Annotated in this window: 13 protein-coding genes and 1 pseudogene; 6 read left to right on the top strand and 8 right to left on the bottom strand. The window is 67.6% G+C overall.

Annotated elements, in window-relative coordinates; genetic code table 11:
• Window positions 1-14 precede the first annotated feature (14 nt).
• Entirely contained in the window at window positions 15-317 is a 303-nt protein-coding gene (locus tag JNUCC0626_RS43660) for a DUF2218 domain-containing protein (RefSeq protein ID WP_394616485.1), read from the top strand.
• Here the strand turns inward: JNUCC0626_RS43660 and JNUCC0626_RS43655 are convergent.
• Window positions 300-893, bottom strand: a complete 594-nt coding sequence (locus tag JNUCC0626_RS43655; RefSeq protein WP_394616484.1) for a LysE family translocator — start codon at window positions 891-893, stop codon at window positions 300-302. The two genes, JNUCC0626_RS43660 and JNUCC0626_RS43655, sit on opposite strands and share 18 nt — an antisense overlap.
• Before the next feature lie 60 nt (window positions 894-953).
• Here JNUCC0626_RS43655 and JNUCC0626_RS43650 point away from each other — a divergent pair, with 60 nt between their 5' ends.
• On the top strand, window positions 954-1460 hold the full coding sequence (locus tag JNUCC0626_RS43650; protein ID WP_394616483.1) for an Lrp/AsnC family transcriptional regulator: 507 nt from the start codon (window positions 954-956) through the stop codon (window positions 1458-1460).
• Here JNUCC0626_RS43650 and JNUCC0626_RS43645 read toward each other — a convergent pair.
• The 3 genes and pseudogenes from JNUCC0626_RS43645 to pyk all read right to left on the bottom strand — a co-directional run bounded on the left by JNUCC0626_RS43645 (window position 1457) and on the right by pyk (window position 4337).
• Window positions 1457-1875: pseudogene (locus tag JNUCC0626_RS43645) on the bottom strand (Uma2 family endonuclease). The gene JNUCC0626_RS43650 and the pseudogene JNUCC0626_RS43645 overlap by 4 nt on opposite strands.
• Window positions 1876-2000: 125 nt before the next feature.
• Window positions 2001-2903 (bottom strand): acyl-CoA thioesterase II, encoded by a 903-nt coding sequence (tesB, locus tag JNUCC0626_RS43640; protein ID WP_394616482.1) that lies wholly within the window; start codon window positions 2901-2903, stop codon window positions 2001-2003.
• A gap of 9 nt (window positions 2904-2912) precedes the next feature.
• Window positions 2913-4337, bottom strand: coding sequence for a pyruvate kinase (pyk, locus tag JNUCC0626_RS43635; RefSeq protein WP_394616481.1), 1425 nt, complete (start codon window positions 4335-4337; stop codon window positions 2913-2915).
• 64 nt (window positions 4338-4401) lie between these two features.
• Here pyk and JNUCC0626_RS43630 point away from each other — a divergent pair, with 64 nt between their 5' ends.
• Complete coding sequence (locus JNUCC0626_RS43630; RefSeq protein ID WP_394616480.1) at window positions 4402-4752, top strand: VanZ family protein; 351 nt, start codon at window positions 4402-4404, stop codon at window positions 4750-4752.
• Between the two features lie 55 nt (window positions 4753-4807).
• Window positions 4808-6010, top strand: coding sequence for an RNA-guided endonuclease InsQ/TnpB family protein (locus tag JNUCC0626_RS43625; protein WP_394616479.1), 1203 nt, complete (start codon window positions 4808-4810; stop codon window positions 6008-6010).
• Between the two features lie 16 nt (window positions 6011-6026).
• Here JNUCC0626_RS43625 and JNUCC0626_RS43620 read toward each other — a convergent pair whose 3' ends face one another.
• Both JNUCC0626_RS43620 and JNUCC0626_RS43615 read right to left on the bottom strand, forming a co-directional pair.
• Window positions 6027-6737 carry a DUF2461 domain-containing protein gene (locus JNUCC0626_RS43620; RefSeq protein ID WP_394616478.1) on the bottom strand — a complete coding sequence of 237 codons (711 nt, stop codon included), beginning with the start codon at window positions 6735-6737 and terminating at the stop codon, window positions 6027-6029.
• On the bottom strand, window positions 6706-7914 hold the full coding sequence (locus JNUCC0626_RS43615; RefSeq protein ID WP_394616477.1) for an RNA-guided endonuclease InsQ/TnpB family protein: 1209 nt from the start codon (window positions 7912-7914) through the stop codon (window positions 6706-6708). The genes JNUCC0626_RS43620 and JNUCC0626_RS43615 overlap by 32 nt, the downstream gene beginning before the upstream one ends.
• 156 nt (window positions 7915-8070) lie before the next feature.
• On the opposite strand from JNUCC0626_RS43615, the gene JNUCC0626_RS43610 reads away from it, so the two are divergent.
• Both JNUCC0626_RS43610 and JNUCC0626_RS43605 read left to right on the top strand, forming a co-directional pair.
• Window positions 8071-9987 carry a helicase-associated domain-containing protein gene (locus JNUCC0626_RS43610; RefSeq protein WP_394616476.1) on the top strand — a complete coding sequence of 639 codons (1917 nt, stop codon included), beginning with the start codon at window positions 8071-8073 and terminating at the stop codon, window positions 9985-9987.
• A gap of 80 nt (window positions 9988-10067) precedes the next feature.
• Window positions 10068-12932 carry an NACHT domain-containing protein gene (locus tag JNUCC0626_RS43605; protein ID WP_394616475.1) on the top strand — a complete coding sequence of 955 codons (2865 nt, stop codon included), beginning with the start codon at window positions 10068-10070 and terminating at the stop codon, window positions 12930-12932.
• Between the two features lies 1 nt (window position 12933).
• Here the strand turns inward: JNUCC0626_RS43605 and JNUCC0626_RS43600 are convergent, their stop codons facing one another.
• Window positions 12934-13746, bottom strand: a complete 813-nt coding sequence (locus JNUCC0626_RS43600) for a DNA/RNA non-specific endonuclease (RefSeq protein ID WP_394616474.1) — start codon at window positions 13744-13746, stop codon at window positions 12934-12936.
• 84 nt (window positions 13747-13830) lie between these two features.
• Window positions 13831-14280 (bottom strand): COG4315 family predicted lipoprotein, encoded by a 450-nt coding sequence (locus tag JNUCC0626_RS43595; RefSeq protein ID WP_394616473.1) that lies wholly within the window; start codon window positions 14278-14280, stop codon window positions 13831-13833.
• Window positions 14281-14299: the final 19 nt, after the last annotated feature.

Genomic DNA, 14299 nt, shown 5'->3' with positions numbered 1-14299 from the left:
CGTAAGTTGGCTGCATGACGGAATTCACGAGCGTGGGACGCTCGGCGACCGGCCGTGCCTCCAGGTACGGCTCACAGCTGGTGAAGCACTTCACTGCGAAGGACGTGGAAGGGTCCTGGGAGGACACCCGCGGTTTCGTGCGCTTCTCGTTCGGCCTGGCCGAGTTCGAGGCCGCCGACGACGCGTTGATCTTGCGTGTCGCGTGCACGTCGGAGGAGGACGTGGCTCGTCTTCGCGATGTCGTGGAACGGCACCTGGTCCGGTTCGGCACGCGTGACGAGCTGTCCGTCACGTGGGACTCAGGTAGCGAGAACTGACGCGGCCAACCCGATGAGAGCGGTCCCACAGACCCGTTCGAAGTGCGCGCGGGTCTTGGGCTTGCTCAGCAGTCTGCCCAATTGACGCGCACTCGGCACCACGATCACCCAGAACACGGCGAACACGCCGACCGTCACCGCACTCAGCAGCGCCGCCTGGGGCAACGGCGCCGCGTGCGGGTCCATCGCCTGCGGGATGAGGCTCAGGAACGTGAGCATCACCTTGGGGTTCAACAGGTCGCACAACATGCCGCGCAGGAACACGTTCTTCTGCTGCGGCTGTTCCTCGATCGGCTTGCTGGCTGATTTGAGCGTCATGAACCCGACGTAGGCCAGGTACACCGCGCCGACCGCCTTGATGACGAACAACGCCGTCGGCGCGGCCGCCACGAGCGCCGACAACCCGACCGTCGCCAGCGTGCCGTGGATCACCAGCCCGGTGAGCACGCCGAGCGCGGCCTCGACGCCCTTCTTGAAGCTCCGGACCGCGTTCCCCATGACCAACACGAAGTCCGGACCGGGCACGACCGTGATCACCACGAGTGCCAGCAGGAACGACGTCCACGCGATGTGCATGGTTGAGATCGTCTGTCGTTCGTTCGTGCGGATTCCAGCAGCTCAGTACGATGTTCGGTTATGCGCGAACAAGCCGAACTGGATTCGGTCGACTGGCACATCCTGGAGGAGTTGCAGAACGACGCCACCCTCCCGAACCGGTCGCTGGCCGAGATCGTGGGGCTGGCACCTTCGTCGTGCCTGCAACGGGTGCGGCGGCTTCGCGATCTCGGCGTGATCACCGGGTGCCACGCCGTGGTCGACCCGGCCACGACCGGGCTGCCGCTGGAGGCGGTGATCTCGGTGAACGTGCGACCTCACACCCGGCCCGTGGTGGCCGGTTTCCGGGCGTTCGTGATGGCGCAGCCGGAGACGCGGTCGATCTTCCACGTGTCCGGGCAGGCCGACTTCCTGATCCACATCGCGGTGGCCGACTCGACGCACCTGCAGGCGTTCCTGATGGACAAGATCGCGGTGCGGACGGAGGTGCGGAACCTGACTTCTTCGGTGGTGCTGGAACGCGTCGAGACGCGCGCGTTGACGCCGCCCGCGAACCTGCGTCCGACCCGTCGGCGCCGGAGTGTCTAGCGACGGCGAATCAGCGCGTCGAGCTCGAAAGCCGTCAGGCTGATCGGGTCATCCAGTTCGACCAACCAGTAGTGCGCGATTCCCGCTTTGGCGTACTGCATGGGCTTGGTGACGCGATCATCGCGCTCGGAGCCTGGAGACATGATCTCCACCGCGAGGACCACGTCCTCCGCGTCGAACGCCTGGGGTTGCGGTCAGCCGCCGCCATCACCACGACGACATCCGGCCTGCGCACGGTGGGCCGGTTCGAGTTGTCGATCACCACGTCGACGTCTTGGTAGGAGACCAAGCTCTGCGGAAGTTGTTCGTCGAGCCAATAGGCCAGCCTGCTTTGGGCTTTCTGATGTGCGGGTACACCAGAGGCGACCACGTGCAGGACTCCGTCCAGGAGTTCGAGGTTCTTGTCCTCTGGCATCGCGTCCCACTCACCAAGGCTCACCAGGTGATCCGGCCACGCTTCAGCGGTCATGGGATCACCCTTCTCCGGCCCGATGGAGTCCCTTCCGCCACCAGCTTCCTACTTGGAGATCCTCCACGCCATCACTCGGACGGCTTGATCACCCGGATCAGCCCTTCCTGCACCACAGTCGCCACCAAGGCCCCGTCCCTGGTGAAGAACTGCCCGGTGGCCAGCCCCCGATTCCCGGAGGCGGACGGCGAAGCGGTGTCGTACAACAACCACTCGTCGGCCCGGAACGGCCGGTGGAACCACATCGCGTGGTCCAGAGAAGCGCCGAGCACCTTGTCCAGTCCCCAGTAGACACCGTGCTTGGCCAGCACCCCGTCCAGCAACGTCATGTCCGAGGCGTAGGTCATGATGCAGAGGTGCAGCATCGGGTCGTCCGGCAGCTTGCCGTCGGCCTTCATCCACACCCGTGACGCCGCCTCACCCGGACCGTCCTCACGGGACTCCCACGGCGGCTCGGACACGTACCGGACGTCGATCGGCCGCGGGAACTTGGCGTTCATCAAGGGGAAGTCCGCGGTCGCCTCGCGCCACGTCGGCAGCGTCTCCGGGTCGGGCACGGAGGGCATCGCGGACGCGTGCTCGTTGCCCTGCTCCTCCAGTTGGAAGGAGGCCGACAACGTGAAGATCGCCTTGCCGTGCTGCACGGCCACGACGCGGCGGGTGGTGAACGAGCGGCCGTCGCGAATGCGGTCCACCTCGTACACGATCGGCACGCGGGGGTCGCCCGGCCTGATGAAGTACGAGTGCAGCGAGTGCACCCGCCGTTCCACCGGGACCGTGCGACCGGCGGCCACCAGGGCCTGGCCCGCCACCTGCCCGCCGAACACGCGCACTGGCGATTCGGCGGGCGAGACGCCTCGGAAGATGTTCTCCTCGATGCGTTCCAGGTCGAGCAGCGCGACCAGGTCGTCCACTGCGGACTGTCCGCTCAGGCCCGAAGGCGAGGTTGCGGCGGCTCGGGCGGCCTCGGTCACGACAAACTCCTACGCGTGGTCGTCCTCCCCCAGCCGGTGCACCCGGATGAGGTTCGTCGACCCAATGGTGCCAGGAGGCGATCCGGCGACGACCACCATGAGGTCACCGGCCTGGTAACGGCCGATTTCGATCATGGCCACGTCGACCTGGCGGACCATCTCGTCGGTGGACTCGACGCGCGGCACCAGGAACGTCTCGGTGCCCCACGTCAGCGCGAGCTGCGAGCGCACCGCGGGCTCCGGCGTGAACGCCAGCAGCGGCAGGTGCGTGTGCAGCCGCGCCAGGCGACGGACGGTGTCGCCGGACTGCGTGAACGCGACCAGGGCCTTGGCGTTGAGGCGCTCACCGATGTCGCGGGCCGCGTACGAGATCACGCCGCGCTTGGTGCGCGGGACGTGCGTCAGCGGCGGCACGACGACCGACTCGGTCTCGACGGCCTCGATGATGCGGCCCATGGTCTGCACGGACTCGATGGCGTACCGACCGACCGAGGTCTCGCCGGACAGCATCAGGGCGTCCGCGCCGTCGAGCACCGCGTTCGCGACGTCGGACGTCTCGGCGCGGGTCGGGCGGGAGTTCGTGATCATCGAGTCGAGCATCTGGGTCGCGACGATGACCGGCTTGGCGTTCTCGCGGGCGATCTGGATCGCCCGCTTCTGCACGAGCGGGACGTGCTCGAGCGGCAGCTCGACGCCCAGGTCACCGCGGGCGACCATGACGCCGTCGAAGGCGAGGACGATGGCCTCGAGGTTGTCCACGGCCTCCGGCTTCTCGATCTTCGCGATCACCGGGAGGCGCTTGCTGCCGTTGCGGTCCATGATCTGGTGGACCAGGTCGATGTCGGCCGGGGAGCGGACGAACGACAGGGCGATGAAGTCCACGCCGAGCGAGAGCGCGAACTCCAGGTCCTCGATGTCCTTCTCCGACAGCGCCGGCACGGAGACGTCCATGCCGGGCAGCGAGAGGCCCTTGTTGTTGCTGACGGGTCCGCCTTCGGTGACCTCGCAGACGACGTCGGAACCTTCGACGTCGATGACCACGAGGCCGACCTTGCCGTCGTCCACGAGCAGGCGGTCGCCGACCTTGGCGTCCTTCGCGAGCTCCTTGTACGTCGTGGACACGCGGTCATGCGTGCCCTCGACGTCTTCGACGGTCACGCGGACAACGTCGCCGGTGTTCCAGTCGACAGGGCCCGCGGCGAACCGGCCGAGCCGGATCTTGGGGCCCTGGAGGTCGGCGAGGATGCCCACGGCGCGGCCCGACTCGTCGGCTGCCGCGCGGACCATGTCGTAAACCTGCTTGTGGTCGGCATGGCTGCCGTGGCTGAAGTTCATCCTGGCCACGTCCATACCGGCCGCTACCAGGTCGCGGACCTTGTCCGGCGTGCCAGTGGCGGGACCGAGGGTACAGACGATCTTTGCGCGTCGACTCACGTCTAGAGAGAGTAGACCCCGTTCCTGGACCGATCCCGAACTACTCCTCGGTAATGTTCTGACAATGGGTCGAGTGCTGCCATTTGTGATCGCGGCGTTGCCCAGCGTCGTCGTGTTGTTCACCCCCGAGTCAGGTGTGCCGAGCTCGCCACCTGGTACGGACAAGGTGGTCCACACGCTGCTGTTCGCCCTGCTCGCGTTCACCGGCCTATACGCGAAGATTCCTCGCGTTTTGCTGTGGCTGGTGCTCTACGCAGGCCTTTCGGAGGTGCTCCAGCAGCTGATCACGCCGTTGCACCGATCCGGCGACGTGCTGGACGCCCTGGTGGACGTGCTCGGCATCGGCCTCGGCTGGCTGACCTTCACCAAGTTCTCGTCCTGGCGAGCAGGACGAGAACTTCGCCGCGAGACCTGACCGCGCGAGCAGCAGCACCCCTTTTGACATCAAACACTTGTTCTACGCTGCCTACGTGGACCACCTCCGCTACACCTACCGTCTGCGCGTGCCAAAGCACGCGGAGACGCTGTTGATGGCGGAATGGGGTCGGTGCAGGTGGGTCTGGAACGAATGCGTCGCCAAGTCCCGAGAGACCCACATCCACAACCAGCGCGAGACAGCTGATCTGCGCAAACGAACGTGTGGTCCAGCAGAGCTGGACAAGATGCTGACCGAAGCACGAGGCCGCGCGGCCTGGCTGCGGAACGGCAGCAGCGTGGCTCAGCAACAAACGATTCGCGACTTCGGCCAGGCGCGAGCAAAAGCCCTGAAAGACCTCAAAGCCGGACTCCCGCCCCACCGCCGCACGGGAATGCCGAAGTACCGGAAGAAGCGCGGTACACGGCCGACGCTGAACTACACCAGACGCGGGTTTCGCCTCACCCAACAGCAGTTGTGCCTGGCAGGTGGCATATCCGTGCGACCAGTGTGGTCGCGCGAGCTTCCGGAAAGTCCTACTTCCGTACGAATCTTCCAGGACAGCCTCGGTCACTGGTACGCGTCGTTCGTGCTGGCCGCCCGACTCCACCCCTTGCCTCCGACCTGCCGCGCAATAGGTGTTGACTGGGGCATACGCCGACTTGCCACCACCACCAGTCCTGAGCACGACCTGCCTCATCCCCAGTACGGCAAATGCGCTTCCGCACGGCTGACTCGGTACCAACGCCAGATGGCTCGGAGAAGACCGGCGAAGGGCAAACCCGCCTCGAACGGGTACCGGCGAGCCCGGCTCCAAGCCGCCAAAGCCCAGAAGAAGGTAGCCCGGCAACGACAGGACACTGCCCGCAAGTGGGCAAAACGGGTGGTGACGGACTTCGACCAGATCGCCGTCGAGGACTTCAAGCCTCAGTTCATGGCGAAGTCCACGATGGCCCGCAAGGCAGCGGACGCCTCGATCGGCGCAACGAAGCGCGAGCTGATCACGATGGCGGCCAAGCACGGACGGGACCTGCGCCTCGTGCATCCGCACCACACGACCATGGACTGCGCGCGATGCGGAGCGAGAAACAAGCACGCGCTGCCGCTCAGTCAACGTATCTACACCTGCGACACCTGCGGAAACGCTCAACCTCGCGACGTGAACTCCGCACACGTCATGCTCAACCGGGCAGGTCTCGTCCCGGCTGGTGCCGATCGCACAAGACCTGACCGTCCGCCGGACGGTCAGGCAGCGTGAGCCAGAAATCCCCGCTTCAGCGGGGAAGGGTCAAGCCGACGTGGTCCTCGCACCACGCGTTGAAATCCTTGAGCTGCCTCCAAGCCTTGCGCACCCGGTCCAGGCACCCCGGCTCGTGCAGCACGTCGTCCGGCTCCCACACCTTGCGCACGTAGATCGACCGGTGCTTGAGCAGGTCGAGGTGCGGGTGGTCGTCGGCGAACCCGCGGGGCTTCGACTTCATCACGTCCCCCGCGACCGTCCACCCCTGCCGGACGAGCTTGTCCACGATCTTGCGCAGCAGGATCCCGTGCGCGTCCACCGAGGCGCGGTAGCGGGCGAGCTGGTCGGACTGCATGTGGAACGAGCCGCCGCCGACCATGATCCCTTCCGGGCTGATCTGCACGTAGTACGCGCCGCCGCCGCGTCCCTTCTCGACGACGCCGCCGCAGTGGTCCTTGTACGGGGTCTTGTCCTTGGCGAACCGCACGTCGCGGTACGGGCGGAAGACCTTGCCCTCGCCGAACTCCTGGTCCAGCGCCAGCAGCAGCGCCTCCATCGGGGCGCGCACGTCGCGCAGGTAGGTCTCCTTGTGGTCGTCCCAGTACGCCTTCGAGTTGTCCAGGACCAGACCGTCGTAGAAGTCAATGGCGTACTCGCCGAAACCGCTGAACTTGACCTGCTCCCCGGACTGAACGTCCGGACTTCCCGCACGGCTACGCCGCGCCGGGAGTGCTTCCTGCTTCATCGCCCTGCACCTCCACATCAGAAGGACTTACCCGGGCTCCACCGGCGTTTTGCCTCTCCGCAAGCCCTGCGGCGAGGATGTTCTTGGCAGCGTTGACGTCCCGATCATGCACTTCACAGCACATCGGACAACGCCAGGCCCTTATCTTCAGCGGCATTCCGTCCATCACATGGCCGCACCCCGAGCACAACTTGCTGGACGGCAACCAGCGAGAGACCTTCACCACTGAACGGCCGTGCCGCTCGGCCTTCTCCTCCACGATCCGGACGAACTGTCCCCACCCCGCATCGGAGATGGCCTTCGCCATCCGGCGGTTCCTGAACATCCCCAGGACGTTCAGGTTCTCCAGGTAGACCGCTTGGTTCTCGCGGATCAACTCGAGGGCCAGCTTGTGATGGAAGTCTTTTCTAGCACGCGCGATCTTGCCGTGCCGCACGGCGATCTTCAGCCTGGTCTTGGCCCGGTTCGCGGTCCCCTTGCCTCTGCGAAACTTCTCCCGCTCCAGACGCGCAAGTTTGCGCCGCTTGTGCGCGAGATGTCTCGGGTTGCTCACACCCCAATGCCCACCGCGGCTGTCGGCAACGGTCGCGAACGTGGTGATTCCGAGGTCGACACCGGCTTCCCGCTCGACCACGGGCAGCTGTCGTTGCTGAACTTCGACCACGAAACTCGCGTAGAAGTGGTCGTCGGGATCTCGGATGATCGTGACCGAAGTCGGTTCAGACGGCAGATCTCGCGACCAGCGCACCCTCACCTCACCGGCCTTCGCCAGGTACAGCCGGCCGTTGGGTCGAATCGAGAACCCGTTGCGCGTCAGCCGAAACGACTGACGCGTGTCCTTGCGCGACTTGAATCTCGGCCTACCGGCCTTTCTGCCGCCGCGCTTGCCCTTCACCGAGTCGAAGAAATTCCGGTAAGCCCGGTGGGCATCGCGCACCGACTGCACCAGCGCGACACTGGCGACCTCGGCCAACCACTCCCGTTGCGCGGAGCCCTTGGCCTCCGTGATCACCCTTCGCTGCACCTCGGACGGAGACAACCTCTCCCCGGCGCGGAGCGCGTCGTCCTGACAACGGATGACGTCGTTGAAGACGACCCGAGCACATCCGAACGTCCGTGCAAGCACTTGCCTCTGAACCAAGTCGGGTTCAATCCGGTAGCGATAGCGGACTTGCACGAGCCCATCCTATCGAACACCCATTCGACTGATGGCTTCAGGCCTGCGGACCGCACAACGCGTGGAAGCTGTCAACCCTCCGAACTCGTGACCCGCGGATCGCCCATGCCGGTGAAAATTCGTTTGAGCGCACACAATCAGGCCATAATCCGATGAATGCCACGCCGTATCAACGCGCTCGCGACCTGGCTCCTCCAACTCGAGCCGGACGAGGTGGCCGCGATCCTGCTGTACCGCCGCGATGTCGCCGACCGCTACATCCGGACGTTGAAGGACCTCGCCACGCAGCTGACCGACTCCGATTCGGTGCACGCCGGGGAGGACACGCTGGACCAGGGCGCGCTCGACGTGCTCGGAGCGATCGTGGCGCAGGGGAACTCCGGCACCATCGACACGGTCTGCGCCGAACTGCGGTGCTCCGTCGGTGACTTCGAGCGGGCGTTCGGCGAGCTCAAGCAGCGTGCGCTGGCGTGGCCGGAGGGGTCTCGGCTGGCGGCGATCAACTCGGTGCGCACGACCGGGGCCGCGCAGGGGAAGTTGACGTTGCGGCCCAAGGCACCCACCAAGCGCAAGGCGTCCGCGGTGTCGCCGATCGTGCCCGTCATGTCCACTGTGGACGGTGTGGCGCGGCTGCTGGCGCACTGCGAGCAGGACAACTTCGACGCCCGGTACACCGGCGGTGTGGCGACCGTGGAGATCCGCCGGGTGGCGCGGGCGTTGCGGGTCTCGGACGGCGTGTTGCGGTTGTGGCTGGAGCTCGCGGCGGAGGCCCAGCTCGTCGGGGTCGAACGGGGGCGGTTGCTGCCCACCAAGCGCGGGGACGCGTGGCTCGACTCGCAGCCGGGGCCGCGGCTCGCGGCGCTGGTCCACGCGTGGCAGCGGATGGACTGGCGGCCGGAACCGGACCAGGCGCGGGCCGCGTTGCGCGACTACACCGGGGCGGCCGGACTCCTGTTGCGGCGCAGCACGTTGGAGCGCTTCCAAGCTGACGAGGCGTTCACCCACACCAGCGAACTGGTCGCGGATCTCTCGTGGGAACGGCCTGCGGTGCACGATCACCGTGCGACAGCGGCGGTGATCGGCGAACTGGAATCGCTGGGCATCGTGGCCGGGGGTGCGCTCACGCCGTTAGGAGTGGCGGTGCGGGACGGCGGTGACGTCGAGGCCGCCGCGAGCGAGTTGATGCCGCCGGCGACGGAGAAGGCGGCGTTCCAGACGGACATGACGGCGGTGGTGAACGGCCTGCCGTCGCCGGAGCTGAGCGCGACGCTGAACCTGGTGGCGGACCTGGAGGACAACGACGCCGCACGGGTGTGGCGGATGTCGGCCGGGTCGGTGCGACGCGCGCTCGACACGGGACTGTCCGCTGACGAGGTGCTGCAGAAACTCGCGGCGGTGTCCGAGGCCGCGCTGCCGCAGGTGATCGAGTACCAGATCCAGGACGTGGCGCGGCGACACGGGCATCTGACGGTGACGGACGTGGCGAGCTGCGTGCGGGCCACCGATCCGGTGCTGCTGCAGGAGATCGTGAAGTCGAAGCGGCTCGCGTCGCTGAAGCTGCGGTTCCTCGCGCCGACCGTGCTGGCCTCGGCCCAGCCGATGGCCGAGACGCTCACCGCGTTGCGCCGCTGCGGATACGCGCCGACAGGACTCGACGCGGGCGAACAGTCCATTGTGGAGGCCGTCGAACGCAAGCGGGCGCACGCGCGGGGCGAACGCAAGCCCGATCGCTGGCGGACCGAGATGGACGACCTGGAGCTGACGCAGCTCGCGGTCCGGCTGGTCGAGCAGGAACGGCCGAGCGCGGGGCGGGGTTCGCCCAGGGCCACGGCGGCGCGGATGCTGCGCGACCAGAACGTCTTCCTGCGCGACGAGGAGGTCGTGCTGCTGTCGTCGGCACTGGTCGACGGCAGTCACGTCGAGATCAAGTACGCGACGGGGCCGCGCAACACCGAGACGCACGTGATCGTGCCGACCAAACACCTCGAAGGCGTGGTCAGCGCGGACCTCGCCGACGGCACGAGCAGGGACTTCGAGATCGGCCACGTCCGCAAGGTCGCCCTCCCCGAGTGAACCGGCCCTGGTCGGCCATCCCGGATGAACAGCTGGTGAAGTCCTGCGGCACCACCTGATCACGTGCCGATACTGGAGTGGTGGCTGATCCGTTTTCCGCCGGCCTGCTGATGGTGCTGGAGACCGTGCTGGAGCGGGTGCTCCTCGGTCTCTTCGACGTCGTGCACAAGGGCGCCAGGGACAAGAAGCGCCAACGTGAGCTGACCAGGCCGGGCCCGCTGGTCGAGCGGGTCAGCGCGGAACTGGCGCGCGGCGAGCTCAGCGCCGTCGAGCAGCACGAGTGGCAGGCCGCCGTGGACGCGGTGCGCGAGTCGATCGAGGCCTCCCTCCCGCTGCGGCCCGACGAGGCGTTGCGGATCATGCTGACGCCCGAGTCGTTGCGGGCCCACGTGTTGTCGAAGTCCGACCGCATCCGCCGGGCAGCGGGACTGTCCGAGCAGGCGACGGCCGTGTACGACGCGTTGCTGCTGCGGGTCTGCGTCGCGGTCGTGGAGCTCGTGTGGTCGCAGCCGGAGTACGCGCGCCGGCTCGCGGTGGAGATGTTCCGGATGGGCCGGGCGACCGCCGACGCCGTGGCACGGCTCGCTGACCAGCAACAACTGGCACTCACGACAGCACACCGCGACTTCGAGGACCGCTACGCCGACCAGGTCGCGCACGCGCTGGGCGGGCTGGAGCTGTTCGGGGTGTCGCGGGGCCGGGCACCGCGCCGGCAGTCGTTCGACACCTCGTACGTGTCGCTGGCGGTCGCGCGGGTCGGCGACACCGACGAGCTGACCGGCGCCGGACTGCCGGTGGCCGCGGCGCTCGCGGACACCCCGAGGGTGCTGATCAGGGGCGGTGCGGGCGCGGGCAAGACGACGTTCCTGCGCTGGCTCGCCATGAACGCCCTCGGCCAGACCAGGACGTCGGGCAACGAGTGGCTGGGGCTGGTGCCGTTCTTCGTGCCGCTGCGGCAGTACACGGCGCTGCCGAAGCCGGAGGAGTTCATCTCGTCGACCGCCTCGATGATCGAGGAGGAGAAGCCAGCAGGCTGGGTCACCGCGCGGCTCAAGGAGGGGCGCGCGCTCGTCCTCGTCGACGGCGTGGACGAGCTGGTGTCCGAACGCAGGGCCGAGGCGCGGCAGTGGCTGGAGAAGCTGGTCACGGCCTATCCGGACGCCCGGTACGCGATCACGACGCGGCCCGCCGCCGTGCCGGAGGACTGGCTGGAGGACGCCGGGTTCGCGGCGTTCGACCTGTTGGCGTTGAGCGACAAGGGCGTGCGGGACTTCGTGGAGGCCTGGCACACCGCGGCCCGCGACGAACCGGGGCTGACCCGCGACGCACGGGTGTGGCTCACCGACTGCGAGGCCAGGCTGGTCGCGACCCTCGCGAAACGGCCGGACCTGCGGCGGCTCGCGTCGAGCCCGCTGCTGGCGGGCCTGCTGTGCGCGTTGCACCAGGACCGCAACATGCACCTGCCGCGCGATCGGCGGTCGCTCTACGAGGCGGCGCTGGACCTGCTGCTGGTGCGCTGGGACGAGGACAGGGGGCTCGCGCTGCCGTCGTTCTCCAAGGAGGAACAACTCGTTCTGCTGCAACGGTTCGCGTACTCGCTGGTGCGCAACCGGGAACTGATGGTGCCGCGCGAGGAGGCCGTGCACCGGCTCGGCAACGCGATGCGCGGGTTGCGCTCGCACGAGACCGACCCGGCCGACGCCATGCAACGCCTGCTCGAACGAGCCGGGCTGCTGCGCGAGGTGTCGGGCGAACGCGTGCAGTTCGTGCACCGGACGTTCCGGGACTACCTGGCGGCCAAGGAGGTCGTGGACGCGGGTGACCTGAACCTGTTGGTGGACAGGGCACATCTGGACGAGTGGCACGACGTCGTGGTGATGGCGGTCGCGCACGCCCGGCCGCGCGAACGGGCCCGCGTGCTGATGGACCTGCTGGCGGGCAACGACGACACGCGCAAGGACGAACGCGGCCGCGACAAGCTGCGGCTGCTCGCCCTGGCGTGCCTCGACCAGGCCGACGTGATCGAACCCGAGTCCGCTCGCGCCCAGGTCACGGCCGCAGCGGCCGCGCTGATCCCGCCGAAGAGCTTCGCGCACGCCGACGCGCTGTCCGAGGCCGGCTCGTTCGTGGTCGACCTGCTGCCCGGACCGGAGGCCACCGACGAGGCCGCCTACGTCGTGCGGACGCTCGCGAACATCGGCGGCGAGGGCGCGTGGGAACGGATCGCGGAGTTCGTCGCGGTCGACCACGCCATGGTCATCGACGAACTGCTGCGGGCGTGGCGCAACACCCCGGACGCGGAGCAGTACGCGCGGTCCGTGCTATCCAAAGTGGACTTCGGCGACCGCAGGGTGGACGTCCGCGGCTGGCACCGGATCCAGTTCATCATGCACCTGGAGAAGCTGCGGTACGTGCGGTGCATCGGCAACATCAACCCGCTGGACCCGTTGGGCGCCATGCCGTCACTGCACCGGCTGGAGCTGTGGCAGAACGAGGTGATGTGCGACCTGACGCCGTTGGCCGGCTCGCGTTCGTTGAAGGAACTGCACCTGAGCCGCTGCCGTCCGCTCGGCCGGATCGACCTGGCACCGGTGAAGGACCTCGACGAGCTGCACCTGCACTTCAGCCGCGTCGACCTCGCGTCACTGGAGGGCGGCGCGCTGCGGCGGTTGCAGATCCGCGACTCGGCTACCGACGAGGGCCTCAGCGCGTTGCCCGCACTGCCGAGGCTGCGCGAACTGGCGATCGACCACCGCCCGCCCTACCCGCTGGCGGGGCTGGAGCGGTGGCCGACCATCCGCACGCTGGAGGTGTTCGGACTGCCCGCTGCCGACGACCTGCGCGTGCTGCCGGGACTGGAGCACCTGGTCGTGCACCAGCCCGAATCCTTGGCACAGCTGGAAGAACTGCGTCAGGCGCTGCCCGGCCTGACCGTCACCACCTGACTCACCACTGGATGTCGGCGAGGCTGCCGAGCGGCTGCCTCTCCGACTCGTCGAGCAGCTGCACCGACACCGTGTCCGCCGCGTGCAGCTCGGCCGGGAAGGTGAAGCTGACCCGCTTCTCCAACTCGGTCAGCGACACCTGGAACACCCGGAACTCGTCCAGGTCCAGGGCCTCGGCCAGGACGATGTTCTGGGTCAGCAGGAACGCGCTGCACCGCAGCTCGCCGTCCACCACGAACGTGATCGCCTTGTAGAACTCGCGCGGGATCGCAACGCCGCGGAACAGCCTGTCGTCGGCGTTGAAGACAGGCCCGCCGTAGACGCTGACCTTGAGGTTGTCGACGTCGACGTCGGCGAGCACCGCGTCCTCGAGCCTGCCCCAGAGTCCCTCGCGGGCGCTCTGGTTGAAGTCGTCCATCTGCGGCGTGATGTTCGTGAAGAAGAACGAGTCCCGGTTCGCCTTCTGCGCCTCGGCCTTGGGGCCCCAGCACAGGTCGGCGCGGCGGGCGAGGTGGCCGCGGTCGAGCCTGTTGTCGCGGTACAGCTCGTCGCCGGTCTGGAACTTCGCCGGTACCCGCGGGTCCTTGACGAACGGGATGTTGCTGCGGCTCAACGCCTTCATCTCGCCGCCGTCGATGTTCCACGCGACCCAGCTCGCGAACTTGCGGGACTGGCTCATCGCGAGCGAGAAGTGCGTGTAGTCGATCGTGGTCGAGCCTTCGAGCTCGACCGCGTCGGCCGCTCCCGACTCGGTCAGGACGGGAATCCCGGCCTCGGTGCCGAGGAACTTCGGGTCAAACCCTGCGCTGGTCATGTGTCGCCCCCTACTGGTTCATCTGCAGGGTCGACATCTCCCACGGAGCCGTTAGCCGCATACACCCGAACGGCCCAGTGTTCATCAGCTCTTCTTGACGAGTTTCCCGTCCGCGGCGACGGCGAACCACTCGTCGTCGACACCCTGGCCGTTCACGTCGCCGGCGACCTGGTCACCCACGTAGTAGTACAGCGGCCACTCGCCGTAGACGGCCTGCTCGCTCTCGTCGATCCTGGTGACGAGCTTCGTGTCGGCACCGTCCTTGGCGTCCACAGTGGACTCCGCGGTGAGGGCCGGCCACACCGCGATGCAGTCGGCGTCGCACGCGCTGGACTTGTCCTTGTCCTTGGTGAACGCGTAGAGCGTCCGTCCCGTCTGGTCGACGAGGATCGGGCCGAGCTCGGACTGCGCGATCTTCACCTCGGCCTTCACGGGAACCTCCTGCTGCGCACCCTGTTGCGGCGCTTCGGTTCCACACGCGGCGAGCCCGGCGAGCAGGGCGGGCAGCAGCAGAATTCCCATACGTGCACGCATCTTCGTCTCCTAGCGGGGT

It is taken from the genome of Lentzea sp. JNUCC 0626 (assembly GCF_043632865.1).
Lineage (GTDB): Bacteria > Actinomycetota > Actinomycetes > Mycobacteriales > Pseudonocardiaceae > Lentzea.
The sequence above is the reverse complement of the archived record's forward strand: the minus strand, read 5'-3'. Positions and strand labels throughout refer to the sequence as shown.